A 26,425-nucleotide genomic window follows, 5' to 3' on the forward strand; every position below is an offset into this window, starting at 1 on the left:
TTTTGTTTGTGCTATAGGGATGTTTGAAACTGCTGCTCTACCAAACGCCGGTAAAAAGAATGAGAGGCTAACAGTTCTTTATGTGTTCCGCTTCCCGTAACCTGCCCTTCTTCTATTACAACAATTTGGTCCGCATTAATGACCGTAGATAGACGATGAGCAATGACGAGTGATGTGCGTTCTTTCATTACCGTTTCCAACGACTCTTGCACAAGCTTTTCTGATTCGGAGTCCAAGCTAGCTGTCGCTTCGTCTAGTAGTAAAAACTGGGGATTACGTAACAGCGCTCGGGCAATTGCAATACGCTGTCGCTGTCCTCCTGAGAGATTAATACCTCTTTCTCCAATCATTGTTTCATATTGATCTTCAAAGGACTGAATGAAATGATGAGCATTGGCTAACTTCGCTGCTTCTTCTATTTCTTCATCCGTCACGTGCCGCTCTAATCCGTAAATGAGATTTTCTCGAATTGTTCCTGCTAAAATCGGAGAATCCTGCTGAACGTAGCTAAACAAGTGACGCCACGAACGTAAGTTGACGTTTTGACTGTCTGTTCCATCCAAAAATATGTACCCCGATGAAGGCTCATAAAAGCGTTCGATAAGCGAAAAAACAGTAGATTTTCCAGCTCCGCTAGGTCCAACAAAAGCGGTAACTTCTCCTTTTTTAGCAGAAAATGAAACCTCCTGTAATACGGGTTTATCTTCATATTGAAAAGCAACATTATCGAACCTTAAGCTCCTTACCTGTTCAAGCACTTCTCCATTTTCATAGTTCTCTTCTTTCTCAGCTAATATATCAAAGATTCTTTCGGAAGCTCCTTTGGTTTGCTGAAAGCTCGTAACAAATCGGGTAAGTGAACCAATCGGAACCATAATTTGGAAAAGGTAAAGAACAAAAGCCACCAGCTCTCCTGCAGTGATAAATCCCTCACTCACCCGATATGCACCAAACCCGACGATGGCAATCATAACAGCGGTCATCACCGTGCTAATAATCGGGGTAATGATGGCTTCAATTTTAGCTCTCTTTACACCGAAGAGGTAGAGTGACTGAAACGATTGTAAGCCGGAATCAACTTCTTTTTTCTCTGAACCGGATACTTTAATCAAGCGGATTTCACTCAGCATTTGAGCCAAAAAAGCCGTAAGCTTGGACATTTTATCCTGCTGCTCACGTGAAATTTTATGTATTTTTCGTGCTAGCGGCATAACCAGTACAAACATAACGGGAATAACCGCTAATAAAATGAGCGTCATGGGTACATCAAGCGTAAATAAAATAACAATGGCAACGATAATAGATAAAATATTTTTAACAAAGTCAATCATTTCTGTTGACAATAAATTCATCACAATAGTTGTATCATTTGTAATGCGGCTTACCATTTCACCAGAACGATTTTGATCGTAAAATGAAACCGGAAGCTTGATGAGCTTGTTCCACACTTTATGTCTGAGTTCTTTTACAACACCTTGCCCTACTTGAGCAAGGAGGTAAAGAGATACTGCGCTTGTTACCATTTGAGCAGCAAATAAACCAAGGAGTCCTGCTATAAGCTGCGGTGAGACGCCTACTGCAATTTTCTCCATCACTTCTTTAATGACAAGAGGAATAGAAAGCGACGCTCCGGTATTAATTAAGGCCAGTATAAACGAAATGAGTAGCTTTCCTGTCGGAGGGTTCGTTAGCAACCATAATTTTTTAAATGAAAAATGAATTCCTTTTTGCGTATTCATCTTAGTTCCTTTCTACTTCTTTTAATAGGTGTTACACACATTTTAGGCAGACACCACGCACTTTACCTTCAAAGTTCTATCTTATTTTACACTACTTCCTTTCTCAACCTGAACTTCTAAGCTTTTACCTATTTTTCAAACTCGTCTATACGAAAATGACAAGCTGGTCATATACTATGGTACACTGAATTCTTTTACTAGATGAGAGGTTGAATAAGCATGTCTGTTTCTATTAAATCTATTTCTATTGGAACCATTTCTGGCGGTATTGTTATTTTTGGAAATGTAGGAAATATATCATCTTCAAGCGGCTCTACATCCGGATCTGGCTCTACTTCTAATTCTCAAATGCCGATGCCTCCTTCTCCGGGAAAAGGCCCGAGAGATAACACAGCTTTTAATGGCTAATAAAAAAACAGTGAGATATTTCTCACTGTTTTTAGACTTGAATACTTGTCATCATCGCAATATAAAAAGCAAAAACAAACAAACCCGCACTTAATACGCTAAGCCATACTGTCTTTTTGTAAAAACAAACAAGTAAATACACAAAAAACAGCAGTGCGACAAATAAGAATAGGATTCCTACAATCGTTACGTGAAACGTTAGAGGGAGCGTTACTTGTTTCCCATAGATAAACGGAAGAATCGATGAATCCATTGCCATATGACTTATATTAGTTGGCGGCGATTGCGTCACCATAATAGCTGTAAATAAAAAAATGATAAGCAAAATAATGCTTTCTGCTCGAATCCACATCACGGGCTTATATTCTGGATGTTTTATCGTTTTTTTCATAAGAAAACCATTGATGACCGCAAATGCAAGCAGCGGAATAATCGTAATATGCTTTAGTAAAAGAGACTGCCCGTAATCTGTAGCCCATGAATTTACATAGTTGGACAGACCCATGATAATGACCATCGAAATGAACCCACTTAATGAAAGAAGTACAAAACAAGCAATTGCAAAAGGAGTAAACCAGCTTAAGAAACTTTTCCAATTGGAGGTTTCTTTTGAAAAAGCGGCAACAATCAGAACCACCCCTCCCCACAGTCCAACTGCTAAAATATGAAGAGAATGAGAAAGCATGCCGCTAAGCACAGAAGCGGATGCTGCGTGACTTGCGTAGGCGATTCCTCCCACTAAGGCTAAAGTCAGTAATGTATACATATGAGGGTGGCTCTCTATTGAAACAGCAATCATACATAAAATAGCAATCAGCACAACAAAGATCCAGGCGTGTCCCGTTCTTGTTTCCAATAATACAAGACGAACTGTTTCACCTAACCCTCTTATTTTTGAAAAAGATAAAATAATCTCAAGCGAATTTCCAACCGAAAAAATAGCGACAGCCGCTGCACTTGCAAGTAGCCATCGCTTTGATAATAAAATTGTTGGCTTTTTTGTAAGAGGTACATATTGCAGTACGGCAAATCCTAATAATAAGGAAAGACCTACGTATGTGAACCACTCAAAAACAGGCAACAAAATACTCATCTTTTTAAGCCTTTTTCTTCCTGAAGATTAAGAGTAATGCTCCAACCACCACTACAATAGCAATAATCATGATAACAAAAAACGATGAAGAATCATTGTCCTCTGTTTTTTCATCATTTGCTACTGCACTTTTTTGGTGCTGTTCGGATTGCGTGGCTTCTGGCTTTTTTTCACTATCTTTTCCGGCTGCTTGAGTATTCTCTTCTTTCGCTTCATCTTTCACATCTACTTTAAAAGCAATCGAATCTTTCATTACATGACCATCTTCCCCTACAATTTCCCAATTTACTGCGTAAGATCCGTTTTCAAGAGGCTGATCAACAGAAGCTATTAAATCATGACCCTCTACTTTTTGCGACGCAAGTGAAATGTTTTGTCCATCTTTTGTAACGGTCACAGTACTGATTTTCTCGATGGGTGTTTCAAAGGTTAATTTAATTTCTTTTAGAGGAGCTGTAACAGTTGCACCATTTTCCGGTACGGTTGTTTGCACATGTGTATGAGCAAAACTAACTGTCGGGACAGCTAAAAAGCATGCTAAAAGTAAACCTATTATTTTTTTCATATTTATGACTCCCTATCTCTTTTTTCTTTTTTCATTCATCATATCCAAAAATGTTTTTATGTAGACGTTTCCGAACACGATCTATTTTCCTAGTAAGTGTACTCCTTTTTCACTCAATCTCACAAGAACTATCACCAATTCGTTATAAAATGTTCACAAATCATAGGAAAGATGCTGCTGTAATTTTTTTGAATATTCTTTCAGACTATCCTTGAATATAGTAAAATAGTTAAATAAGATGGCTGACTTTTTTCTAGCTTAAAATTCCATACAGAAAGGATAGAAACAATGAAAAAGTATACATGCCCTTGCTGTGGTTATCAATCGTTAGACAGTGATGGTGACTATGATATTTGTGAGATATGTTTTTGGGAAGACGATCCGTATCAAAAGCTGAATGCCAATGAACTAGGAGCCAACTCTATTTCTTTAATAGAAGCTCAGCAAAATTTTATAGTTTATGGAGCGTGTAATAAAGAAAGCTTACAGCACGTGAGAAAGCCTTCTGTTCAAGATGTAAAAGATTTCAACTGGAAACCTATTATAAGTCACGAGTAGCAAAACTAGTTTATAAAAAAAGAATGCTTGCGAAAGCATTCTTTTTTGGATTCAGTAAGAAGTGGAAACAAATGTAGAGAGCACATTTGTAAACTTATAAAAAGTTTGAGTTTTAGACGAAGCTCTTCCTTTTGAAGTGAATGAATGAAACATAGCACTTCGCAGCGGTTGGCTAATCTCTAATTGAATACTTTTGCCGGTACGATTTTTATTTGCAATGTTTTTAGGATTAATGCCTGCAATCTCATCGTGCCCTTTTGTAATCAGTTCCGCGGGAAATCCATTTTGATTTAATAATTGTGTTAATTTTTTTGCACGTTCCCGATCAATTCCCCCCACAAAAATATGTTTTTCATTCCCAGAATACCCGTGAAGAGATAAAACGTTATCATACTTGCTTACCATCTTACGCGCTGTGGGCTCATCAAAATGAGTGCTTGTGATGTGCAGGTCTCGCGAGCCTTTCGATTTTAACGATTCGAATAGGTAGAGAGCATTTTGTTTGCTAAGCTCTTGGGCAATTTCGCTTGTCCCTCCTTCAATTCCTCCACCGTGTGGAGCAAAGATAAGGACAGGACTTTTCGTTTCTTTGGTCGTCACTTTATAGCTAGCTGAAGACTCGTGCTGTGAGAGCTGCTTGAAATTTTGATATTTATCAGTTGATGCACTAGATGTGTCTTGAAAAGGTGAAATGAATAAAACGAATAGACAGATACATAAGGTAGAGAAACTTACTAAACGATAGCTTTTCAATTTGTACTCCTGCTTTCCATTGTGTAATAAGACCTAAAACATTAGAATTTTAAAAAATCCAAAAATAATATTTATAGTAGTCTTATTTACTTATCGTTACAGAATACAATTTATTAAATAGTTCTTAATGCCTATTTATGCTATTTAAAAAAACTTCAGCGCATATTCACTGAAGTTTTTTACTTTTTTTGTATTTATTTATTTAAAGCAAGCGCCAAACTAATTTTATCCAGCCAAAGAAGGCGATCCATAAAGGTATGCTCAAAGATGTTCCCCACGCTAAACCAATTAAGAAGTTTCCTCTTTCAATCATACAAACCACTCCTTATGAACATTGTAGGTGAACAAGTAGAATTCTATACCTTCACTATAACAGAAAGCGCTTTCATTTAATAGTGACTTACACGTTTTTAGTGCTATATTCATACAGAAAACCGGATTTTAAGTAGATAAAGGGCGATATATAAGAAAATGAATAATTACAAGATGTAAAAGTATAATAATCTACTAAAAAAAAGAAACCTTCTTTGAAGGCTTCTTTTCTAAGTGTTTTTTATTGTTCGCCGCTGCGCTGCAAGCGATTCTCAATAAATAGGCGCTCAACAAATTTATTTAGCTGGTCTTGATACAAACGGCGCTCGTCTAGCGTTTTTGCGTCTTGTATTTGCTGCTTAAAGCGTTTGATTTGCTGTCTTTGTTCAACCGTTACATGATGAGAAAGAAGCATAGGTCCCCCTCCATTTCACTAACGTTTGAATTAAGTAAACCAAGGTTTGCCAAAACAAACAACAAACCTGTTAGCTTCTCTTACATAATTTTTTTACTCAGCTTCTTTAGCCCCTACTAATGCTAAACCTGGACCGTACGGCGTTGTATGAACATCTAACATTAATTCATTTGTATAAGGCACAATAGAAGCTTCCATTGCTACTTGTACTCCGTCGACTTCATACATTTCATCATTTTCAAAAGGCTCTTCAAAAGCTAACCCAATATTAGGGATTTCACAGCTAATTCCTTTGAAATACAAGCGAATTCCTGTTATCTCCTGCTCTTCAAGTATATTGTTAATTAATTGTTTTGCTTCTGGTGTAATATGCATGACTACCCCTTCTTCCTTTCAATACTCTTGCTCTATCCTATCATATCTTTAGAGTTTTTAAAGAGAATAACTGCAATTCAAAAGCATCCTCATTATTATTTAATAATAATTATAAATAAGTATTGATTTTAATTTGATATTTGATATAATATAAACATAAGATAACAACAACTCATTAGGAGGCTATTAACTATGAATTTAGAAAAAGTATTGAACCAACAAATTGCCGATTTTAACGTATTATATACAAAGCTACATCGCTTTCACTGGTATGTAAAAGGGCCTCAATTTTTTACGCTTCATGAAAAATTTGAAGAATTCTATAATGAGACGGCGGACTATATAGATGAATATGCAGAACGATTACTAGCCATTGGAGGAAGCCCAATTGCTACGATGAAGCAATTTTTACAAGCAGCTACTCTTTCTGAAGATGGAAATGAGCAAACGAGTGAAGAAATGGTAGAAACCTTAATTAATGACTATACGCTACTTGTTAAAAACCTTAAAAACGCAGTTGAAAAATCTGAAGCAGCACATGATCACGTAACAGCTGACTTATTCATTGGAACAATTGGCAACCTTGAAAAACATATTTGGATGCTAAAAGCTGCTTTACCTGTAAAAACATCTGTAAATGCATAAAAAGAGCCTAACCGGCTCTTTTTTACGTTTGTTGATTTCCTTTTTTTTGTTTTTGCAGCCACATAAAAAAAGACATATCATCGTGAATGTCATTTTCTAGCACAGCCTTATACACATGGTCACTCGTATAGTAGCGATTATATCCGCTTTGCTGCTTGAAAAATAAAATACATTCCCGCTTCTTTTCAGTGAGAAGTGATTTTAATAATTCTTGTTTCTCAACTTTTCCCTTCACGATATTTTCTGGAAGCACGGAAATATCAACCTTCCACTCTTCACCCTTCTGAATCATATATACACTCCACTGATACTTATCTTTTTCATTAGCAAATATCATCTTATAAGGTTGAAAACGCTTTTTAAGCTGATACCCCATGTGAAAAATAGATTCTTCATCCATTTCATCATTTCCTACGTAAAAATTAATGATGCGATTTGTCATGACATTTAACTCAAAACTCTCCCCTGAGAGCGGGCAACCGTATTCTCTTAACAAATTAAATAAACGGTTGGATACCACCAGTTGATTTGCTTCATGTTTTAATTCACTTGAGTATGACAGCAGCTCATTCATGTTTTTTGATTCCCCTATCTATAGATCGTGAATTGTTATTGATATTCGCTTTTTTTTTATAAAACCCTTTCACTTTTATCCTTTAATTAACTAACTAGAGGTAAATTAAGTTATGTAGAGAAACATTTTATGAATAAATCAAGTTTGAGTATAAAACCTGGAGAAGTTTAAAGACTATAGTCGATACCGATTTTAAGGAGGACTTAGTATGAATAATCACGAACTTCCTACAAACATGCAAACTGGAGCTGTACCCCCTCAATTGAACCATGGAGGGCATGAACTATTTGACGTTCATGAAACACTTGCCGGCTCGATTAATGTAATGGATCAGTTTATGATATTTAGGCAATATGTAAAGGAACAAGAGCTGCTTGATATCATTGATCGGCAATATCATTTTATTTTAAATGAGTATAATTTAATCGTAGAAGCTTTTTCTACTGGTCAAAAGCCAGCCGGTTCTACACATGTATATAACATGAAGCAGTCTCATACCTTTATTTATGGCTTAAAGCCTTCGCAGCCTAAAAAGCCGAATCAGTCCGTTGAGGAAATTAATGAAAAAGGAATTTCAGGTCATATGCTGGGTCTAGTCAAGTCTCAAGCATCTCTTTTAACTATGACCGCTTTAGAAATAACAAATCCTGTTGTTCGCCGAATATTCGGAGACAGTGTTCCTAATTGGATTGAAATGGCTTATGAAATTTCTCTTTATCAAAATAAACATCATTATTATCAAGTGCCGCAGCTTGCAAAAGAAGATATGCAGCAAATGATCACAAGTTTTGCAAAGGCTGCTGCCTCTCCTCAGATGCCTAATAACCATAAGCTGCATTAATTATAAAGAGGCTGAAACAACCGTATTTTAGGTGAAGGGCAATCCGAACGAGTTTGATTCTTACTCAAACTCATTCGGATTTTTTTATTGGTATGGTGAATGTAGGTTCCATGTATGTAGCTGCTTCTAGCTGTTGATTGAAGGGCAAGACGAAGACTCCAGCGGGACAAGCGGAACAGGAGACCCCCCAGGAGAATAAGCGGCGAGGAGGCTCAGCGCCCGCCCGCGGAAAGCGAAGTCATTCACAGAAATCAACAGCGGTGGAACAAGCAATCTATACTCGATCATTTATCCAATTTGTTCCCCTTTAGATTCGATTGATATAGTTGTGTCTCCATCTTTTTTGCGCATATATTTCAGAAAATGACAAAAAACTATGCATTTTGAATTATTTTCTGAATATTTGTAGTATTTTGATTAATTATGTATTATAATACAGTTAACTAATAGAAAGGAGTGAGAGATGCATCATATATACTCGGATTACAGTTAAAGGAGGTGTCATAACACGCTCGCAATACGTTTGCTAAAAGTCAGTTGAACTGTAGAACCGATATGTGATAGACCATGATGGTAAAGTTAAGATTAATTCCCCTAAATGAACATGTAACATAATAAACTGCTTCTTTTTCTTTTCAAAGATAGAAGCAGTTTTTTTATGTGCGTTTTTCTTTTCCCGATTTAATACATGTTTTCTCCACTTTGGCTAACACTTAAGATATACATTTACATACAAGGTGGTGACTTTGATGATCGCCGTAAAATTACTATTAGTCGCAGTTTTAATTGCATTAACTGCTTTTTTTGTAGCGACAGAATTCGCTATTGTAAAAGTAAGAAGTTCAAAAATCAATCAGCTTCTAGAAGAAGGACATAAAAAAGCCGTCTCTGCCAAACACGTTATTACGCATCTAGATGAATATCTATCCGCTTGTCAGCTTGGTATCACCATCACGGCTCTCGGGCTTGGTTGGCTTGGTGAACCGACGCTAGATCGGTTGCTTCACCCTCTTTTTACTACCTTCCATACGAATGAGCCGCTTGCTGGTATTTTATCTTTTGTCATTGCATTTGTTGTTATTACTTTTTTACATGTTGTCTTGGGGGAATTAGCTCCTAAAACGTTTGCTATTCAAATGGCTGAACAAATTACGCTGAACTTTGCAAAACCGATTATCGTGTTTTACAAACTTATGTATCCGTTTATTAAAATATTAAACGGCTCAGCTCGCATGTTGACCAAGGTTTTTGGTATAACGATGATTTCAGAAAATGAAGCTGCTCATAGTGAAGAAGAGCTGCGTATTTTGTTATCTGAGAGCTTCGAAGGCGGTGAAATCAATCAATCCGAATATCGATATATGAGCAAAATCTTTGATTTTGATGATCGTTTAGCTAAAGAAGTAATGGTCCCTCGTACGGAAATTGTGAGTGCTTCCAAAGACGACGTCGTAGAGGTTTTTTTGCAAATCGCAAATGTCGAAAAATATACGCGCTATCCAATTGTTGAAGATGGGGATAAAGATAAAGTAATCGGTCTCGTTAATATCAAAGAAATTTATAATGATATTGTATTCAACGAAAAAGACGGCACCAATACGTTAGAGTCATACGTCAAGCCTATTTTTAAAGTAATTGAAACCGTACCCATTCATGACTTGCTTGTAAAGATGCAAAAAGAACGTATTCAAATGGCTATTCTTTTTGATGAATATGGCGGAACTGCCGGGCTTGTCACAGTAGAAGACATTATTGAAGAAATTGTGGGAGAAATTCGAGATGAGTTTGACACAGACGAAATTCCTTATGTACAAAAAATTAAAGACGATCATTATATTCTTGACGGAAAAATGCTCATTAGCCAAGTAAATGATTTACTCGGCACGGATATTAGCGACGAAGAAGTAGATACCATTGCTGGGTGGGTGTTAACCGAAAAGTTTGATGTGACCAAAAATGATATCATTCAGCATGAGCAATTTTACTTTAAAGTTCTGATTATAGAGGATTTTCACATTAAGTATATAGAAGTAAAAAAAAGAAAGAAGAAAGAAAAAAAGGATGATCATCATTAATCATCCTTTTTATTTATTCAAAATCCCTTTTACCAATCGTCTCCTTCATCAAAAAAATCTCCATCCAACAGATCCTCCCCAGCTTCTTCAATATCTTCTCCAATTTCACCAAGCGCCGAGTCTTCAAACATATCATCCATCAAATTCTCAATGAGCAGTCCGCCTAACATACCGGCTGCAAAACCCCCCATTGCTCCTCCTAACCCGCTCATACGTGGGTGGTGTGAATGCTGATCATAGTGAGGAGACTTATAATATTCATAGTCTCGAGGATTCTCCATCATCTCTTCCATCGCTTCTTCCAGCAAACGAGCGATAGTAGATGGCTGGCTTAGTTCATCATTTGTAAAAAAGAGTTCATTTTTTATTTCCCTCTCTCGGCCGAAAGAAGGCAAATCTAGCTCCAACAGCACGCGGATCCCTTCTCGTTCAATGGCTACCTCAAACTCAACCTCATTTACATATCCCTTTAAGAAGTCTGTAGGAAAAAATGAAAATTCTTGTTTGTATCCGTTAAATTTTCCTGAATGATGTTTTTCTCTAAATCCAAGTGCTTCAAAGCCCTCTACTAGCTGATATAAGCTTTTTGGAGCTTTAATGCGCACAGGGTCCCGGTCTGTTGAGTCAACTCCCCCTTCAATATCTAAGTGTGTCTTAAAGAAATAGCTAACGTTGCTCGCAGATATTGGAAGGTCCAAAGGTAAATGATATGTAAATGGAATTTCTTTTTTCTCGCCTTCATTAATTGTAAATGAAGAAGCTGCGCGCAGGCTTTCTACACGATGTGTATGCATTTGACCGCTTTTCAATTGAACTTCAAGCCAAAATTCAACATCAATTAAATTAATATGTTGCTGAACGTTTCCACCTTGGATGACAATAGCTCCTTCAATTACATGACCGAGCGTATAGGCCGTTTCATTTAATCGTAAATCCACTTTGGCAGCTCCAACTCCAATTTTAGCAAACATTTTTTTAAACATTTTTTTCCTCCTCCAAAATGCTCTTACTATATATACGAAGTATACCGTTTATAAGTTTCAACTTACAAAAAAAGAACTCAATTTCTTGAGTTCTTTCTGTTGCTTCAAAGCTCCGGTATTAAAAAACCCAGCCCCAGCAGCAGTTACGTCTTTTGCAGCAATGACGTTTTTTACAACCGCCGTGATGTCCGCCGTGATGACAGCCACAGTGGTTACCATCGTGATGCCCTCCATCATGGTTACCGCCGTGATGACAGCCACTGTGGTTACCATTGTGATGCCCTCCATCGTGGTTACCGCCGTGATGTCCGCCGTGGTTACCGCCATGATCGCCACCGTGACCCCCGCCATGATGACATTTTTTATGACCTGAACGATGATCATCATCATGTTTAGGACAATGATCGTTATGCTTATAATCGTTATGACAGCATTTTCCTTCGTGGCTACTTCTTGGATCATAACCAGAAGTTTTGTAATAATACTGATTAGAACACCAGCAACACTTGTTTTTGTTGTTGTAACTCACATAAACCATCCTTATCTATAAATAAGATTTATATAGGCAATTTAATACCTATATATAAATAGATTATGTAAACTAGTACAAGGAAGTGCATTGCTGTGGGCCATGACCTAAGCCTGTTTTTAGGAGTATGTACGGGGCAGATAAGACAAGAAAAAAAGCCATCTAGAGACGGCTTTTTATATTTGATTTTTCACTTTACTTGCGCTTTCTGCATAAAACTCTAGAATTTCTCTTCTTCTCACAATTCCAATGAATACGCCTTGATCATCCGTTACTGGCACAAAATTTTGGTCAATTGCCTTTGAAAGGATGTTTTGAACTTCATCATATATAGCAACTGGGTTATAATCTTGATAGCGGTCAATCTCTGTTAATTTAATATTTTCCGTATCTTGAAAGCGATAGTCTCCTAGGCTTTTTAACTTCCAAAGAAGATCTCCTTCAGTAAGAACGCCCACATATTTACCATCATCGTCAACCAGCGGAACTGTAGAATAGCGATGATACTCCATTTTTTCAAGAGCCTGTCTTAATGTGGATTGAATATTTAATGTTACAACATCACTTTTTGGTACTAAGAAAAATGCAATATTCATTTTTTAATCTCCTTTTCCTTACTCGCTCATCCTTCAATTTCTATTTATTTGTTCAGTTTTCGGCTTATTTTAATGTTTTAATCATACAAAATGCAGCTCGCAGTTATCTTACATTTACAACTATAAGCTGTCAATCCTAAGCTATGTAATTTTGGCTTCCTATTTCTTTATTACAGTACCCGTTTTCTAAATAATCAAATCCTAATTTTTAGAAAAAACCGTCTAGTTAAAAGGATTGCTCCTGCAGCTGCTTCTTTATACTAATAAGGGCCGGAAGAGCTGCTTTCAGCTCTTCTTCTCTGCGATAAGAACGCAACTGAACCTCATTATATGCTCTGTTTATACTTTTTGACTCATGAAAAAATCCCACATGATTCGGCTAGCATTGGGGCCTTTAGGATCCGTATAGCTGCCCGCTGAATTCCCTCCGGACCATGCATGCCCCATTCCATTGATAATATATTTATCAATAGCCAATTCTCCCTTACTGCTTTCGTAGCGATATGTTGTATAATCCCGTCCAAAGAGAATTTTTTCCTCTCGCGTTTTAACCGGGCTATTCTGAATCCATCCATCTATTTTTCCGTTATAAGCAAGATTATTCGTTGTAATCCACTGGTGAACCACTTGATCTGCATTAGCTACATTTACCGTCGAATCGGCGTTGCCATGAAATACAATGAGCGGCAGTGGCTTTGCCCGTTTTCCCATTTGCTGATAAGCAATTCTTCCTTGTTTAACGGGGGAAGGACCTTTACTGGCCATGACGGAATACGCATTAAATACGTTAAGAGCCGCCTGATATTCGATACCTGCTGACACGCCTATTCCAGCAAACAGTTCTGGATACGTTACCCCCATAACGATGCTCATGGCTCCTCCTGCTGACAGACCGGCAATAAACACTTTATTTTTCTGAATAAAGTGCATGTTTTGGACTTTTTTTACAATCCCTGCAATAATAGCTGGCTCGCCAAATCCTCTAATTTGATGAAGCGGTTCAAACCAGTTCCAGCACTTATTCATATTTGAGTTAGAAGACTGCTGTGGATATACGACAATAAATTCCTTTTCATCAGCGAGCTCATTCATTTGCGTGCCTATCGCAAAATCATCTGCATTTTGTGTACATCCATGCAGCATAACCATTAGTGGGTAAGATTTTAAAATATGATAGGATTTAGGTAAATAGACCTTGAATTTTTTTCCTTTATGAGTATATGTTTTAAATGATTCAGATGACGCTTCTTGTTGTTCACTTGAAGACACGAGCGTTGACGTATTTATAACATTAGGTAGTGAACCCAACATGGTACCCCTCCTCTTTTTGTCAACGTTTACATTTTTCTTCCCAATTACGTCCTGTATTACAATACTACATATTATTTCGTTTTTTTGCACGTTCTACATACTCTAAGAGTACAACTTGTTTTGGTTTTAAGCCGTTTTTTATATTCTTTAAAATTGGGATTTTTTTGCTATATATATACTTTATTACTATATATGAAAATTGTCACTATAATCATGAAAAAAGGACAAACATGCCGTTTGCCCTTTTATTTGGACCTTGATATTTAAATACCTTTTGCCGAATTAAGCATCTATACTTTTATTATATGATGCTCCCTATCATTTATATGAATTTATTGCTCTGCATGTTTAAATCTGTAACCTTTATTATTTCATGTTCTGCTTTTTATTCACCAATTCTATTGAAGCAAATGGCAAGGTGCAGATGCGGAAGCCACGTTGAAAAAGAAGAAACTTGAAGAGCAAATGTTCTGGTTTAACTTCTTCTTCGTTCGCGACAATCATACAAAGGCTGACTGTAATCACTCTTTTCCCCTCCTTTTGTTTAAATAGGTATAGTAAAGAGTTGCTATTAGAGTAGATTCCTTTATTTTGTATACATTTTTTAGAAAACTATGGTAAAAATAAGACTTATCATATGGAGGTGAATAAATTGGCAAATATCCCAAAGGATACTGAGCCCTACTGGCGCGATCATTTAAAGTTTCCAACATACCCATCTCTTTCAGAAAATCGAAAAGTTGATGTTGTAGTAGTAGGAGGCGGTATTAGCGGTATTACAACGGCTTATTTATTACAAAAAGAAGGACTGAACGTGGCGTTAATTGAAGCTGATAATATTTTAAATGGGACAACCGGCCACACAACAGCAAAGATTACAGCTCAGCATGATGTTATCTACGATGAGCTGCTTTCACACATTGGCGAAGAAAAAACGCTGCTGTATTATAAAGCAAACGAACAAGCCCTGCAGTTTATGAAAAACTTAATTCAAACGGAAAACATTGACTGTGATTTTTCAGTACAAGATGCTTACTTATACGGAGAAACGCTGGAGTTTGATCATCGAGTTCGCAAAGAATTTCGAGCCTATCAGCGATTACATATTCCATGTGAATTTGCAACAGAGCTTCCTTTTAGTTTTGATATTAGGGCAGCAGCTATTATGAAAGATCAAGCTCAGTTTCATCCGTTAAAATATCTGCTTCATTTAGTAAAAAAATTCACAGAAAGCGGCGGATTGATTTTTGAAAACACCGTAGCAACGGATGTAGAAGAAAGCACGTCGCCCACGGTCGTCACAAGAGACGGACATCGAATTTCTTGCAAATATGTAGTGGCATGTTCACACTTTCCCTTTTATGATGGAGCGGGCTTTTACTATACGCGCATGTATGCTAAACGTTCGTATGTGTTAGCAGCAAAAGTTGAACAAGCTTACCCTGGAGGCATGTATTTAAGTGCTGATCAGCCTACTCATTCACTGCGCTCAACAAAAGTTGACGGAGAAGAACTCATCTTAATTGGTGGAGAAGGCCACAAAGCTGGACAAGGAATTAATACTATGTTCCACTATGAGTCCCTTCAGAGGTTTGCTGAAGAAAATTTTACTGTTCAACATTTTCGTTACAAATGGTCTGCACAAGATTTATTTACGCTTGATAAAATTCCATATATCGGTCCCATTAAAGAAAGCAAGCCAAATATCTTTATTGCTACCGGATTTAAAAAATGGGGAATGACTCATAGCACCATTGCAGCACATATTATCCGGGATGCAATAACCGGAAAAGACAACCCATATGCAGAGTTGTATAATCCGTCTCGTTTTTATGCGGACCCTAGCCTTAAGCATTTTTTTCGTCAAAATCTTGATGTGGCTGAACACTTTATTACCGGTAAGTTTTCCATGCCTGAAAAAGGACTGGATCAGCTTCAAAATGATGAAGGGTCGGTCGTATATGTAAACAGCAAACGTACGGGGGCTTATAAAGATCCTCAAGGGAAGCTTCACTGCGTTGATACTACATGTACGCACTTAGGATGTGAAGTAAATTGGAACGCTGGTGACCGCACGTGGGACTGCCCTTGTCACGGTTCTCGTTTCTCTTACGACGGATCTGTGGTAGAAGGCCCTGCTAAAAAGCCGCTCACACCAGTGGATGTCAATTCAAGCGATAAAAAAAGCACGCCGTAGGGCATGCTTTTTTTATCATTATCAATGGATTCACATTTGAGTTTACTCTTTACATCCTTCTTTTCTAAAGTATCGATTATACACTAAAACCATTGCATAAATGACTAAAAAAGAAAACGTAAAGATAATTAACCTTCCAGATTCAGGGACATGATCAAGATAGTCTGTTTCAAAAAACATAACAAACATCAAAAACGGCAATAGAAACAAAAACCAAATAAAATCTCGATCCATAAACATTTTTATAAAAAATAAAATGGCCCCGATGTAGACAATCATCAAAAACATAATCATTCACCAAATTCTATTTAATACTAGAGGTGTTGTAATGATTATATCGGATTTCTCCGGCGAAATATAGAGTCATTGGTTTTAATTTTATAAATTCCTTACAACTTTCAAACTGCTATTTTAACATAATAAGGGAATTTACTGCTGTAAAGACTCTAGATGAGCAAAAAACTGCGGGTACGAAACGGATACCGCGTCACGATTTTCAATAATTGTTTCCCCTTCTGCAATACAAGAGGCAACAGCGAGCATCATACCGATACGGTGATCTCCGTGGCTGTTTACATTTGCCCCATGAAGTTTTGTACCTCCGTGAATAATCATTCCATCTTCTGTTGCTTCAATGTTAGCTCCCATTTTGGTTAACTCATTCACTACCGTATCAATACGGTTTGTTTCTTTGACTTTTAACTCTGCAGCATCTTTAATAACTGTAATCCCTTCTGCTTGTGTGGCAGCTAGTGCAATAATTGGTATTTCGTCAATTAGGCGTGGAATTAAGTCTCCTCCTACTTCCGTACCTTTTAAGTGAGAAGCTTCTACAACTAAATCTGCATAGGGTTCCGCTGTTTCTTTTGTTTCTTTGACTGTCTCGATCAAAGCGCCCATATTTGAAAGCACATCTAAAATACCCGTTCGAGTCGGATTCATCCCAACTTTTTGAATTTCAATGCGGCTGTTTGCAATAATAGCCCCGGCTACTAAAAAGAATGCAGCTGACGAAATATCACCAGGCACTTCTACATGCGTTCCTTTTAACGTTTGACCGCCTTCAATTGAAACGGTTAAGCCTTCTTCGTCCACTTTAACTCCAAACGCCTCTAGCATACGTTCTGTATGATCACGCGATTTCGCCGGTTCTGTTACAGAAGTTGTTCCTTCTGCCTGCAGTCCAGCAAGTAAAATAGCTGATTTTACTTGTGCGCTTGCAACAGGAGATGTATAGTGCATCCCTTTTGCTTTACCACCTCTAATAACAAGCGGCGTAAAATTAGCGTCTTCTCGGCCATCTAAATGAATATTCATATCACGCAGCGGACCGGTCACACGCTTCATGGGACGTTTGGCAATGGATTCGTCTCCAATTAACGTTGAATGAAAAGGTGTATTTGCTAAAATCCCCATCATGAGGCGAATCGTGGTGCCCGAATTTCCAACATCTAAAATATCAGATGGCTCTTTTAGCGCTTGTATACCTTTTCCTTTTACCACGACGCTTTGTTCATCAATCATTTGAATATCTACACCTAGTTTTTGAAAGCAGGAAATGGTGCTAAGGCAATCATCTCCTGGCAAAAATCCGTTAATCGTTGTTGTTCCTTCTGCAATTGAACCAAACATGACGGAACGGTGAGAAATAGATTTATCTCCTGGAATTTGAATCGTTCCTCGTAAAGCTTTTACTATCACAATCTTTCTCTCCTTTTATGCGTGAAGCGAATCACGAAATTCTTTGGCATCTGAAAAGTAATCAAATAATTCGTGACCGTCACCTTTTTCTACTAATAGTTTTACTTGTTCCATTTCTTTCATCCAGTCATCAAGCAATGTTAAAAGCATAGAACGGTTTTGTTTTAATATGTCTCTCCACATATGAGGATTGCTTGAAGCAATTCTCGTAATATCTCGAAAACCGCCTGCTGCCATTTCCGTGACAAGATGATTCTGTGCTGAATATCCTTTTACTTGTCTTACAAGACTGGTCGCAATCACATGAGGTAAATGACTGACAACTCCAGTGATTTGGTCATGAGTAGCTGCATCAAGCGGTACAAATTGTGCACCTGTAGGCTCTAGCAAATGCATAAGCGCATCTATTTTTTCTTTTTGCTCATTTTCAAACGGCGTTAAAATATAGCGCGCCGAACAAAATAAATCCGCTCGTGCATTGACTGCACCGCTCGTATGAGAACCAGCCATCGGATGTCCGCCAATAAATGAAATACGTTTCTTATTCAGCGCTTGGGCTGCTTTCATAATTTCACCTTTGGTACTTCCGACATCCGTTACGATAACCGTTTCTTTAAGCTTCCAAGTAGAAAGGTCGTGTATCCACGCTGTCGTGTACTCTACTGGAGTAGCAAGCACGATATAATCTGCTTGGGCTGCTTCTGTTTTTATATCTTCAGCTACATAATCAACGATACCTAGCTGGTTGGCTACTTGTACTTCATTTGTATTGATATCAGCTCCAACGACTGTGACGTGACGATGCTTCTTCATAGCTAGCGCTAATGATCCTCCAATAAGGCCGACGCCAATAAGTAATACACGTGTTTTCACCTTTCATTCTCCTCTATTCATTAAAATTGCTTTGCGTATTCTTCATGTTTTTTTACGTTTTCTTGAATTAACTGAATTCGATCTGCCCCAAATTGATCGATAATAGCAGATGCTAGTTCCCAAGCAATCACTGATTCTGCTACAACTGCTGCCGCCGGTACTGCACAGCTGTCTGAGCGTTCAATACTTGCAGCAAATGGCTCTTTTGTATCAATATCTACACTTTGCAGCGGCTTGTATAAGGTAGGAATAGGTTTCATGACGCCTCGCACAACAATCGGCATTCCTGTTGTCATGCCTCCTTCTAGACCTCCCGCGTTGTTCGTTTTACGCGTATAGCCGTTTTGTTCATCCCATAGAATTTCATCATGGACTTCACTTCCCGGTCTGCGAGCTGCTTCAAAGCCTACGCCGATTTCAACGCCTTTAAACGCGTTAATGCTCATAATAGCAGCAGCTAGCTTTGAATCTAACTTACGATCATAGTGCACGTAACTTCCCACTGCAGTAGGCATTCCTTCTACTACTACTTCCACTACGCCACCAATGCTGTCTCCATTTTCTTTTGCATCATCAATTGCTTTCATCATTTTCTGTCCCGCTTCTTCATCTAAGCAGCGAACAGGTGACGCTTCTGTTTTTTCCTGAAGTTCTGTCAGTGACTCATATGCCGTTTTTTCAGCTTTCACACCGCCGATTTCAAGCACGTGACACGCAATATTTACGCCTACAGCTTTTAGTACTTGTTTGGCAACTGCGCCTGTGGCTACTCGTACCGTCGTTTCACGAGCAGATGAACGTTCCAATACGTTTCGCATATCTCTGTGACCGTATTTAATCGCTCCATTTAAATCCGCATGACCTGGACGAGGTTTTGTAATTTGTCGCTTTACTTCAGCATCATGATCGACTGGATCAGCACCCATAATATTTCTCCAGTGAGTAAAATCTTTGTTTTCAACGACTAAAGCAATGGGTGAACCAAGCGTCTCACCGTGGCGAACCCCGCCTTTAATCTGAACTTGATCTTTTTCAATCTGCATGCGGCGTCCGCGCCCATGTCCCTTTTGTCTTCTTGCTAAATCTTCATTAATATGTTCGGCTGTTAATTCAAGCCCTGCCGGTACTCCTTCAATAATTGCTGTTAATTGAGGTCCGTGCGATTCTCCTGCTGTTAAATATCTCATATTATCGATTCCTTTCTGTTATAAAAAATAAAAAAACTCGCCCCTACGTCATAGGGACGAGTTTTTCTCGCGATACCACCCTAGTTGCAAACATTGCTTGCCACCTCGAATTGTTAACGATCCGCTGACCGCTCTGTAAAAGAGTACTCAAAGAGTGTAATTCGCTCACATTTGTGTACTGACTTTCACCAACCGTCAGCTCTCTGAGACAGGGAAATGTTTGCTACTAGTTTCTTATCACTGTATCACTATGAAATTAAGATAATTTTACTGCTGCACCTTTTAATTCTTCCATGAATTTGTGGAATTCAGGAATGTTCATTTGCTGTGCTGAATCTGATAGTGCTACTGCTGGGTCTGGATGAACTTCCGCCATTACAGCATCTGCGCCGATAGCAATCGCTGCTTTTGCACATGGTAATAGTAAGTCTTTGCGTCCTGTTGAATGCGTTACGTCTACTACAACTGGTAAATGCGTTTCTTTTTTCAAGATTGGAACAGCTGAGATATCTAATGTGTTGCGTGTTGCACGCTCGTATGTGCGGATACCGCGTTCACAAAGAATAATGTTTCCATTTCCGCGAGACATGATGTATTCAGCAGCGTTAATGAATTCTTCAATTGTTGCTGCTAATCCACGTTTTAAAAGAATTGGTTTGTCTACAGAACCTGCAGCTTTTAATAGCTCGAAGTTTTGCATGTTACGTGCACCAATTTGAATCACATCTACGTAGTCTAGAGCCGTTTCAATATCTTGAGGAGAAACAATTTCACTGATAATTGATAGGCCTAGCTCATCTCCTACTTGACGTAAGATTTTTAACCCTTCCACTCCAAGACCTTGGAAATCGTAAGGTGATGTACGTGGTTTGAACGCTCCGCCGCGCATTAATGTAATGCCTTGTTCTTTAAGCGCTAAGCCCACTTCTTTTACTTGTTCGTAGCTTTCTACTGCACATGGTCCCATTACAAATTCTAAGTTTCCAGGACCTACTTTTGTGCCGTTGATGTCAACGATTGTATCTTCAGATTTCTTTTTGCGAGATACAAGAAGTGCTTTACGGTGATCGTCTTCTTGAAGCTCTAAGCTTGCTTTGAAAATTTCTTTGAAAATATGCTGAATTGTTGAAGCTTCGAATGGTCCATTATGGTTAGCTAAGATTTGATCTAACGATTTACGTTCACGAACTGGATCAAAGCGATTCACACCTTGTGTCCCTTTTACTTTTCCGATTTCTTGTGCGATTTCACCGCGTTTATTTAATAATTCTAAAATTTCTAAATTTATTTCGTCGATTTGTCCTCGTAATTGTTCTAGTGATTTTGTCATTTTAAAAATCCTCCTTTGATTTTATAACCTTGAACGGATCTTCTCGATTAGTTTGTATTGAAAAACCCGTTTTACACCTACACAGCCGCTTATGCGGATATACAAAAAGTCCCTACTGATTGTATCAGTAGGGACGAATTGATCGCGGTACCACCCTAATTGCAAGCATTGCTTGCCTCTTCATTAAGATAACGGCTATTGCCGCTTTTGACTATCGCCAAAAGAAAGCTCCAAGAATGTAATTCGCAATCTCTTTTGTACTGATTCGCACCAACCATCAGCTCTCTGTTACAGGGAAGATTTTGCTACTATGCTCTTTTCATCGCTTGTAATGGATATAAAATTATAATGGACCGAAATACAAAAAGTCCCTACTCACCCTTAAGATTGTTCTTAAGAGTCAGTAGGGACGAAAGTTCGCGGTACCACCCTAGTTGCAAGCATTTCGCTTGCCTCTTCATTAAAATAACGGCTAGGCCGTCTTTTCCTGCTCGGAAAAGATGCTCAAGGAATGTACTTCGAAAAAATTTTTGTTCTGACTCGCAGCAACCGTCAGCTCTCTGTTACAGGGAAATTTTTTCTACTAGTGCTCCTATCAACGCTCAGTATTGACTATGTATGTGTACTTGGATAATCAGTTCCGATCGTTTGAAACTGTTTGTCGCTTCCAAGTTGTGTGTAATGTTGTGTGATGTTGATTTGTATTATGAATGGTTTTTTTATCTTCGTCAACACTTTTTTTTATTTTTTAAAAACTATGACTCCTTCAAACCCATCTCTATCAAGAGTTTTGCTGTTTTATTTTTTTTCAAACTTGTATTCCATTTCAGATCCATATTCAATAAATCCATGTTTTTGGTACAAGCTTTTTCCAGCGGAGGAAGCATTTAACCATATTCGGTTTACACCACTTTTTTGGCCGTACTGCATCAAATGCTTTAAAATAGCGGAAGAATAGCCGTGCTTTCGGTAATCAAAAGCTGTATACATGTTCATAACATATGCTTCTTTTCCTTGGAGGTTACCCGGTGAAGGCGGACGTATAAAAAAGACGATGCTTCCTGCCGATACAATTTCTCCATCCACTTTTAAAATAGCCGTATAGCTATTTGGATTATTTATATTTGCAGTAAAATATTCTTCTGTAGCTTTTTGAAACAGCTCCTCGTTCCCGTTTAATTCTCCCAGTTCTTTCATAAGCAAAATTCGCAAGTTAATCAGATCCTGAACGTTTTCTAACACCGCTTTTTCAACCATCGCTCTCCCTCTTTTCGTCTCTTTTACACAAAAAAACTCTCATCATTTGAGAGCTTCATTCACGCGAGAAAAACAGCTCCGTATACGAGTGCTCCGACAATAACGAACGCTGGATGCACACGTAATTTTTCTAATAAAAGAAAGCTGGCTGCTACTAAAAATAGAGTCTGCCATATACCTGAATCACCGTATGAATTCATAAAAAATTCATACGCCATCAAGCCTAGTAAAATGGCGATAACAGGACGAATGTAGTTCGTCATTTTTTTTACGTTTGGCGAATCTTTATACTTAAATAATATTCGAAGTAAAATAACTAAAAGTAAAACCGACGGAGCAATCGTTGCAAAAAGAGCAACCACCGAACCTAAAACCCCTGCCTGCTGATATCCGATAAACCCCGCCATTTTTGTTGCAATCGGACCCGGCAGCGCATTTCCAATTGCTAGCATTTCACTAAACTCTTTGACCGTAAGCCAATGGTAGCGATCTACGACTTCTTTTTGAATAAGCGGAATCGACGCAGGTCCGCCCCCATAGCCTAAAATATTTGAAACAAAAAACGCCATAAATAGCTGAATATAAATCATACCGATTCCCTCTTCTGCTTCTGCTCAGCACTTTCGTCTTTTTTTCCTTTTCGTTTTAGCGGAATCCAAGCTGCTGCCATAAGGACAATAATAATGACCGCTGGATGGATATGGGCAAATTCCATTAAGCCTAAGCTAATAATGAGTAAGATAATAGCTGGCGTCCATCCTAAACCAGACGTTGATTTTTTAAAAAAGTCCCACGTCATAACTGCGAGCATCACTCCTACTACAGGGACAACTGCTTTTGTCATGCCCATAACCCACGGCTGATCTTTAAATTGCGTTAACGTTGTTAACAGCAATACCATTAAAAAAACGGTTGGAATGACGGCTGCAAATAAAGCTGTCACGAGACCCAAAAAACCGCCGACTCGATAGCCGATGTATCCAGCGAGCTTTGTAGCAATAGGCCCAGGCAGCGTATTGGCAATTGCTAATAAATCGCCAAATTCATCGTCATCCATCCACTTGTACGTATCGACCACTTCTTTTTTAACAAGTGGAATAGCTGACGGTCCTCCTCCGTAGCCGAGCATACCTGAGCGAAAAAACGCTATAAAAATATCCAATTGTCGCATTTCTCGCGCTCCTTTCTCTGTGATCTAATAAGCAACGACGGCTCCGTCTGTTCGCGCTTCTGTACCGCCGTATAATACACCGGTTTGTTCATCTCTTAAAATAATCTGCCCTCTTCCAAACGTATGTCTGCTCGTAGCCACATGAATATCATGCCCTTTGCGTTCTAATGCTTCTACAATATGTGAAGGCATTTCTTTTTCCACAAGAACCTTTTTATGTTCAATCCACTGCCATCTTGGTGCATCTAAAGCTGCCTGAGGATTTAGATGAAAATCAATCATATTCATGATAACTTGCACATGTCCTTGAGGCTGCATAAATTTGCCCATTACACCGAATGAACCTACAGCACTTTTATTCTTTGTTAAAAATCCAGGAATAATGGTATGATAGGTTCGTTTTCCAGGCTCTAACCGGTTATGATGCTGTGGGTCTAACGAAAAATTATGCCCGCGGTTTTGCAGACATATGCCCGTATTAGGTACGACAAGTCCTGAGCCAAAATCCATGTAATTACTTTGAATGAATGATACCATGTTTCCTTCTCCATCGGCTGTCGCTAAATAGATCGTGCCGCTATGAGACGGCTGTCCGGCTTCGGGAATAAGCGCTTTTTCACCAATTAGCCCTCTGCGCTTGTTTGCATAAGAATCATTCAATAAGTCTTCAACTGCTACTGTCATTTTATCAGCATCTGTAATGAATTTTTGTCCATCTGCAAACGCTAGCTTCATAGCTTCAATTTGCTTGTGGTATGTATCGACAGAATCTTTGGCATCAAAAGAAAAACCTTTTAGCGTATTTAGAGCTAAAAGCGCAATAAGGCCTTGGCCGTTGGGCGGTATTTCCCACACATCGTATCCTCGATAAGAAGTTGAAATCGGCTTTACCCACTCTGCTTTAAAAGCTGCTAAATCCTCTTTTGCTAAAAATCCGCCGTGTTTTTTCGAAAAAGCTGCTATTTTATCAGCTAAGTTCCCTCTATAAAAAGATTCTCCATTCGTTTCGGCAATTTCAAGCAGCGTAGCAGCGTGGTCTGGTGATCGCCACATTTCCCCTACCTTAGGAGCAGATCCATTGTTGGTAAATGTCTCAAACCAGTGCTTATATTCGTCACCTTTTAACGCGTGTGTAAATCGTTCAAACGCTCGTTCCCAATTGTACCCTAAAATCGGGGAGATTGGGAACCCTTCTTGTGCATATGAAATAGCGGGCTGCAGCACTTCTTTTAACGATAGCCGGCCAAAGCGTTTTGACAGCTCCGCCCACGCGCTCGGGGCACCTGGGACCGTAACAGGAACAAAACCGCGAGCCGGCATCTCTTTTATCCCCATGGCATGCAGAGCTTCAATAGAGATAGAAGAAGGAGCAGGACCGCTCGCGTTGAGTCCATATAATTCTTCATTTATCCACACGAGAGCAAAAGCGTCTCCGCCAATTCCATTTGACGTAGGTTCTACCACCGTTAAACAAGCTGCGGAGGCAATAGCAGCATCTACTGCATTGCCTCCTTTTTTCAACATTTCAAGACCCGCCTGAGCGGCAAGAGGCTGACTGGTGGCTACCATTCCGTTTTTTCCAAACGTGCACGTACGCTGCGATGCATAGGGGTGTGTGAAAAAGTATTCGCTCATAGAAAATCTCCTCTTTTCTTTATATGATGAATAAAACGAATCTTTACAGACTAGACAACGCTACCTCTTCTTCGTAAACTTCTAATGCTGCTTGCAAAGCAGAACCTGCATTCACGCTTGCCCCGTTTCGAAGAAGCACTGCTTCAAGACCAGCCAATGTAAAGAGAACGTTGTCTTTCCGGCAGCTGTATCCCATTGTACCGATACGCCATATTTTTCCGTGCATCGGTCCGAAAGAACTTGCGATTTCAATTCCAAATTGTTCAAGAAGCGTCGAACGAACTGCTTCTCCGTCAATTCCAAGCGGAATTAAGACGCACGTAACGGTTGGAACTTTTGAATGCTCATCCCCGAATAACGATAATCCCATTGCTTTAATTCCGGCTACAAGTGCTTTTTCGTGGAGACGATGCCTTGCAAATCTTTCTTCTAACCCTTCTTCTAAAATAATACGCAGTCCTTCTCTTAAAGCATAGAGCATGGACGTTGCTTCTGTGTGATGATTTAGCCTGCGCTCACTCCAATAGTCTTGAAGCTGACTCAAATCAAAATAGTTGCTGATAATATTCGGACGCAGACGAACAGTTTGAGCATCTGCTTTTGTCGCAATTCCTTTTTCAACTTTTTTACGTTCCATGATAATTTTTTCAACACGATCATTGTACGTAATAGGTGCCATACCCGACGGAACAGATAAACACTTTTGTGTACCTGCAATCAATGCGTCAATGTTCCACTCGTCTACTTTTACATCCGTACCGCCGATAGTGGCTACTGCGTCGACGATAAACAAAACATCTTGGTCGCGACATGCAGCACCAATTTCTTTAAGAGGCTGCATTCTTCCTGTAGAGGTTTCACCATGAACTATTGCAACGATTTTTGGGTTTACTTTTTTTATTTCATGGATTACTGTCTCAGGGTCAAACACTTCCCCCCATTCGCATTCAATATTGTGTACCTCAGCTCCGTAGCGCTCGGCAATTTCCGTTAATAAATAGCCGAAGCGGCCGAAAATCGGGACGAATATTTTATCGCCTGGCTCAACTACACTTGCAAGAACTGCTTCAATCCCAGCTCTAGACGTTCCATCAACGGGAAAAGCCCATTTGTTTTTGGTTTGAAATAGTTCACGAAGCATTTCCATCGTTTCGTTCATAATGCGCGTAAATGCGGGGTCAAACTGACCTAAAATAGGTGTTCCTAATGCTCTTAATACGCGTGGATCTGCTTCTACGGGTCCGGGTGTCATAATCGTACGCGGCGGTGTATGAAGCTGTTTTGTGATAGTCATGTCAAATT

28 protein-coding genes and 3 other annotated features are annotated in these 26,425 nt (G+C 38.8%); of the genes, 6 read left to right on the forward strand and 22 right to left on the reverse strand.

What is annotated here, in order from left to right; genetic code table 11:
- Positions 1-11: 11 nt before the first annotated feature.
- Entirely contained in the window at positions 12-1,739 is a 1,728-nt protein-coding gene (locus tag SB717_RS16170; RefSeq protein WP_410904208.1) for an ABC transporter ATP-binding protein, read from the reverse strand.
- 219 nt (positions 1,740-1,958) lie between these two features.
- Between SB717_RS16170 and SB717_RS16175 the strand changes: the two genes are divergently transcribed.
- Positions 1,959-2,147, forward strand: coding sequence for a hypothetical protein (locus SB717_RS16175; RefSeq protein ID WP_074680288.1), 189 nt, complete (start codon positions 1,959-1,961; stop codon positions 2,145-2,147).
- 31 nt (positions 2,148-2,178) lie between these two features.
- Here the strand turns inward: SB717_RS16175 and SB717_RS16180 are convergent, their stop codons facing one another.
- Both SB717_RS16180 and SB717_RS16185 read right to left on the reverse strand, forming a co-directional pair.
- Positions 2,179-3,240 carry a copper resistance D family protein gene (locus SB717_RS16180; protein WP_410904209.1) on the reverse strand — a complete coding sequence of 354 codons (1,062 nt, stop codon included), beginning with the start codon at positions 3,238-3,240 and terminating at the stop codon, positions 2,179-2,181.
- Positions 3,241-3,244: 4 nt separating this feature from the next.
- Entirely contained in the window at positions 3,245-3,805 is a 561-nt protein-coding gene (locus tag SB717_RS16185) for a copper resistance CopC family protein (protein ID WP_098622654.1), read from the reverse strand.
- 288 nt (positions 3,806-4,093) lie between these two features.
- On the opposite strand from SB717_RS16185, the gene SB717_RS16190 reads away from it, so the two are divergent.
- Positions 4,094-4,363, forward strand: a complete 270-nt coding sequence (locus SB717_RS16190) for a CPCC family cysteine-rich protein (protein ID WP_033579458.1) — start codon at positions 4,094-4,096, stop codon at positions 4,361-4,363.
- 51 nt (positions 4,364-4,414) lie between these two features.
- Here SB717_RS16190 and SB717_RS16195 read toward each other — a convergent pair whose 3' ends face one another.
- The 3 genes from SB717_RS16195 to SB717_RS16205 all read right to left on the reverse strand — a co-directional run bounded on the left by SB717_RS16195 (position 4,415) and on the right by SB717_RS16205 (position 6,218).
- Complete coding sequence (locus tag SB717_RS16195) at positions 4,415-5,116, reverse strand: poly-gamma-glutamate hydrolase family protein (RefSeq protein WP_410904210.1); 702 nt, start codon at positions 5,114-5,116, stop codon at positions 4,415-4,417.
- Between the two features lie 553 nt (positions 5,117-5,669).
- On the reverse strand, positions 5,670-5,843 hold the full coding sequence (locus SB717_RS16200) for a hypothetical protein (protein ID WP_176547922.1): 174 nt from the start codon (positions 5,841-5,843) through the stop codon (positions 5,670-5,672).
- 93 nt (positions 5,844-5,936) lie between these two features.
- Positions 5,937-6,218: a hypothetical protein gene (locus tag SB717_RS16205; RefSeq protein ID WP_013057684.1), complete on the reverse strand. Its 282-nt coding sequence runs from the start codon at positions 6,216-6,218 to the stop codon at positions 5,937-5,939.
- Positions 6,219-6,410: 192 nt separating this feature from the next.
- Here SB717_RS16205 and SB717_RS16210 point away from each other — a divergent pair, with 192 nt between their 5' ends.
- Positions 6,411-6,863 carry a Dps family protein gene (locus SB717_RS16210; protein WP_410904211.1) on the forward strand — a complete coding sequence of 151 codons (453 nt, stop codon included), beginning with the start codon at positions 6,411-6,413 and terminating at the stop codon, positions 6,861-6,863.
- A 22-nt stretch (positions 6,864-6,885) separates the two neighbouring features.
- On the opposite strand, the gene SB717_RS16215 is transcribed toward SB717_RS16210, so the two are convergent.
- Positions 6,886-7,437, reverse strand: a complete 552-nt coding sequence (locus tag SB717_RS16215) for a hypothetical protein (RefSeq protein ID WP_098622658.1) — start codon at positions 7,435-7,437, stop codon at positions 6,886-6,888.
- A 208-nt stretch (positions 7,438-7,645) separates the two neighbouring features.
- Here SB717_RS16215 and SB717_RS16220 point away from each other — a divergent pair, with 208 nt between their 5' ends.
- Positions 7,646-8,278, forward strand: coding sequence for a spore coat protein (locus SB717_RS16220; protein WP_410904213.1), 633 nt, complete (start codon positions 7,646-7,648; stop codon positions 8,276-8,278).
- Between the two features lie 749 nt (positions 8,279-9,027).
- Entirely contained in the window at positions 9,028-10,353 is a 1,326-nt protein-coding gene (locus tag SB717_RS16225; RefSeq protein WP_016764700.1) for a hemolysin family protein, read from the forward strand.
- Between the two features lie 29 nt (positions 10,354-10,382).
- On the opposite strand, the gene SB717_RS16230 is transcribed toward SB717_RS16225, so the two are convergent.
- From SB717_RS16230 to SB717_RS16250, 5 genes are all read right to left on the reverse strand, one after another.
- The gene (locus tag SB717_RS16230) at positions 10,383-11,336 is read right to left on the reverse strand and encodes a sporulation protein (RefSeq protein WP_047932250.1); all 954 of its coding nucleotides are present in this window, start codon (positions 11,334-11,336) and stop codon (positions 10,383-10,385) included.
- 57 nt (positions 11,337-11,393) lie between these two features.
- Positions 11,394-11,798 carry a hypothetical protein gene (locus SB717_RS16235; protein WP_176547923.1) on the reverse strand — a complete coding sequence of 135 codons (405 nt, stop codon included), beginning with the start codon at positions 11,796-11,798 and terminating at the stop codon, positions 11,394-11,396.
- Positions 11,799-12,041: 243 nt separating this feature from the next.
- Positions 12,042-12,461, reverse strand: a complete 420-nt coding sequence (locus SB717_RS16240; RefSeq protein WP_013057690.1) for a CBS domain-containing protein — start codon at positions 12,459-12,461, stop codon at positions 12,042-12,044.
- A 339-nt stretch (positions 12,462-12,800) separates the two neighbouring features.
- Entirely contained in the window at positions 12,801-13,772 is a 972-nt protein-coding gene (locus tag SB717_RS16245) for an extracellular catalytic domain type 1 short-chain-length polyhydroxyalkanoate depolymerase (RefSeq protein WP_045294887.1), read from the reverse strand.
- 366 nt (positions 13,773-14,138) lie between these two features.
- The gene (locus SB717_RS16250) at positions 14,139-14,297 is read right to left on the reverse strand and encodes a hypothetical protein (protein ID WP_410904214.1); all 159 of its coding nucleotides are present in this window, start codon (positions 14,295-14,297) and stop codon (positions 14,139-14,141) included.
- A 127-nt stretch (positions 14,298-14,424) separates the two neighbouring features.
- Between SB717_RS16250 and SB717_RS16255 the strand changes: the two genes are divergently transcribed.
- A complete protein-coding gene (locus SB717_RS16255; RefSeq protein ID WP_216144872.1) occupies positions 14,425-15,969 on the forward strand; it encodes an FAD-dependent oxidoreductase in 1,545 nt (514 codons plus the stop codon).
- Between the two features lie 42 nt (positions 15,970-16,011).
- Here SB717_RS16255 and SB717_RS16260 read toward each other — a convergent pair whose 3' ends face one another.
- From SB717_RS16260 to SB717_RS16305, 10 genes are all read right to left on the reverse strand, one after another.
- Positions 16,012-16,257 (reverse strand): hypothetical protein, encoded by a 246-nt coding sequence (locus SB717_RS16260; RefSeq protein ID WP_013057694.1) that lies wholly within the window; start codon positions 16,255-16,257, stop codon positions 16,012-16,014.
- Positions 16,258-16,398: 141 nt separating this feature from the next.
- Positions 16,399-17,670 (reverse strand): 3-phosphoshikimate 1-carboxyvinyltransferase, encoded by a 1,272-nt coding sequence (gene aroA, locus SB717_RS16265; protein WP_335442689.1) that lies wholly within the window; start codon positions 17,668-17,670, stop codon positions 16,399-16,401.
- Positions 17,671-17,685: 15 nt separating this feature from the next.
- Positions 17,686-18,543, reverse strand: a complete 858-nt coding sequence (locus tag SB717_RS16270) for a prephenate dehydrogenase (protein ID WP_182004826.1) — start codon at positions 18,541-18,543, stop codon at positions 17,686-17,688.
- A 20-nt stretch (positions 18,544-18,563) separates the two neighbouring features.
- Positions 18,564-19,730 (reverse strand): chorismate synthase, encoded by a 1,167-nt coding sequence (aroC, locus tag SB717_RS16275; RefSeq protein WP_045294879.1) that lies wholly within the window; start codon positions 19,728-19,730, stop codon positions 18,564-18,566.
- A gap of 49 nt (positions 19,731-19,779) precedes the next feature.
- Positions 19,780-19,980, reverse strand: a binding site (T-box leader).
- Between the two features lie 6 nt (positions 19,981-19,986).
- The gene (locus SB717_RS16280; protein ID WP_013057698.1) at positions 19,987-21,060 is read right to left on the reverse strand and encodes a bifunctional 3-deoxy-7-phosphoheptulonate synthase/chorismate mutase; all 1,074 of its coding nucleotides are present in this window, start codon (positions 21,058-21,060) and stop codon (positions 19,987-19,989) included.
- Between the two features lie 126 nt (positions 21,061-21,186).
- Positions 21,187-21,392: a binding site (T-box leader), on the reverse strand.
- A 70-nt stretch (positions 21,393-21,462) separates the two neighbouring features.
- Positions 21,463-21,668, reverse strand: a binding site (T-box leader).
- Positions 21,669-21,858: 190 nt separating this feature from the next.
- Complete coding sequence (locus SB717_RS16285; protein ID WP_410904215.1) at positions 21,859-22,317, reverse strand: GNAT family N-acetyltransferase; 459 nt, start codon at positions 22,315-22,317, stop codon at positions 21,859-21,861.
- A gap of 59 nt (positions 22,318-22,376) precedes the next feature.
- A complete protein-coding gene (locus SB717_RS16290) occupies positions 22,377-22,907 on the reverse strand; it encodes a chromate transporter (RefSeq protein ID WP_045294875.1) in 531 nt (176 codons plus the stop codon).
- The gene (locus SB717_RS16295; protein ID WP_410904216.1) at positions 22,904-23,488 is read right to left on the reverse strand and encodes a chromate transporter; all 585 of its coding nucleotides are present in this window, start codon (positions 23,486-23,488) and stop codon (positions 22,904-22,906) included. The genes SB717_RS16290 and SB717_RS16295 overlap by 4 nt, the downstream gene beginning before the upstream one ends.
- A gap of 24 nt (positions 23,489-23,512) precedes the next feature.
- A complete protein-coding gene (gene ggt, locus SB717_RS16300; RefSeq protein WP_410904217.1) occupies positions 23,513-25,123 on the reverse strand; it encodes a gamma-glutamyltransferase in 1,611 nt (536 codons plus the stop codon).
- Between the two features lie 43 nt (positions 25,124-25,166).
- Positions 25,167-26,417 carry a pyridoxal-phosphate-dependent aminotransferase family protein gene (locus SB717_RS16305; protein WP_410904218.1) on the reverse strand — a complete coding sequence of 417 codons (1,251 nt, stop codon included), beginning with the start codon at positions 26,415-26,417 and terminating at the stop codon, positions 25,167-25,169.
- Positions 26,418-26,425 lie beyond the last annotated feature (8 nt).

Source organism: Priestia sp. SIMBA_032 (assembly GCF_046535215.1).
Lineage (GTDB): Bacteria > Bacillota > Bacilli > Bacillales > Bacillaceae_H > Priestia > Priestia aryabhattai.

Coding starts and splice junctions, on each gene's coding strand:
- SB717_RS16290 (WP_045294875.1), bottom strand. CDS start 22,907: ATGATTTATATTCAGCTATTTATGGCGTTTTTTGTTTCAAATATTTTA.
- SB717_RS16210 (WP_410904211.1), top strand. CDS start 6,411: ATGAATTTAGAAAAAGTATTGAACCAACAAATTGCCGATTTTAACGTA.
- SB717_RS16200 (WP_176547922.1), bottom strand. CDS start 5,843: ATGCTTCTTTCTCATCATGTAACGGTTGAACAAAGACAGCAAATCAAA.
- SB717_RS16305 (WP_410904218.1), bottom strand. CDS start 26,417: ATGACTATCACAAAACAGCTTCATACACCGCCGCGTACGATTATGACA.
- SB717_RS16245 (WP_045294887.1), bottom strand. CDS start 13,772: ATGTTGGGTTCACTACCTAATGTTATAAATACGTCAACGCTCGTGTCT.
- SB717_RS16280 (WP_013057698.1), bottom strand. CDS start 21,060: ATGACAAAATCACTAGAACAATTACGAGGACAAATCGACGAAATAAAT.
- SB717_RS16240 (WP_013057690.1), bottom strand. CDS start 12,461: ATGAATATTGCATTTTTCTTAGTACCAAAAAGTGATGTTGTAACATTA.
- SB717_RS16185 (WP_098622654.1), bottom strand. CDS start 3,805: ATGAAAAAAATAATAGGTTTACTTTTAGCATGCTTTTTAGCTGTCCCG.
- ggt (WP_410904217.1), bottom strand. CDS start 25,123: ATGAGCGAATACTTTTTCACACACCCCTATGCATCGCAGCGTACGTGC.
- SB717_RS16260 (WP_013057694.1), bottom strand. CDS start 16,257: ATGTTTTTGATGATTGTCTACATCGGGGCCATTTTATTTTTTATAAAA.
- aroC (WP_045294879.1), bottom strand. CDS start 19,730: ATGAGATATTTAACAGCAGGAGAATCGCACGGACCTCAATTAACAGCA.
- SB717_RS16230 (WP_047932250.1), bottom strand. CDS start 11,336: ATGTTTAAAAAAATGTTTGCTAAAATTGGAGTTGGAGCTGCCAAAGTG.
- SB717_RS16215 (WP_098622658.1), bottom strand. CDS start 7,437: ATGAATGAGCTGCTGTCATACTCAAGTGAATTAAAACATGAAGCAAAT.
- SB717_RS16225 (WP_016764700.1), top strand. CDS start 9,028: ATGATCGCCGTAAAATTACTATTAGTCGCAGTTTTAATTGCATTAACT.
- SB717_RS16180 (WP_410904209.1), bottom strand. CDS start 3,240: ATGAGTATTTTGTTGCCTGTTTTTGAGTGGTTCACATACGTAGGTCTT.
- SB717_RS16175 (WP_074680288.1), top strand. CDS start 1,959: ATGTCTGTTTCTATTAAATCTATTTCTATTGGAACCATTTCTGGCGGT.
- SB717_RS16205 (WP_013057684.1), bottom strand. CDS start 6,218: ATGCATATTACACCAGAAGCAAAACAATTAATTAACAATATACTTGAA.
- SB717_RS16235 (WP_176547923.1), bottom strand. CDS start 11,798: ATGATCCAAGAAGTAGCCACGAAGGAAAATGCTGTCATAACGATTATA.
- SB717_RS16295 (WP_410904216.1), bottom strand. CDS start 23,488: ATGCGACAATTGGATATTTTTATAGCGTTTTTTCGCTCAGGTATGCTC.
- SB717_RS16220 (WP_410904213.1), top strand. CDS start 7,646: ATGAATAATCACGAACTTCCTACAAACATGCAAACTGGAGCTGTACCC.
- SB717_RS16285 (WP_410904215.1), bottom strand. CDS start 22,317: ATGGTTGAAAAAGCGGTGTTAGAAAACGTTCAGGATCTGATTAACTTG.
- SB717_RS16170 (WP_410904208.1), bottom strand. CDS start 1,739: ATGAATACGCAAAAAGGAATTCATTTTTCATTTAAAAAATTATGGTTG.
- SB717_RS16190 (WP_033579458.1), top strand. CDS start 4,094: ATGAAAAAGTATACATGCCCTTGCTGTGGTTATCAATCGTTAGACAGT.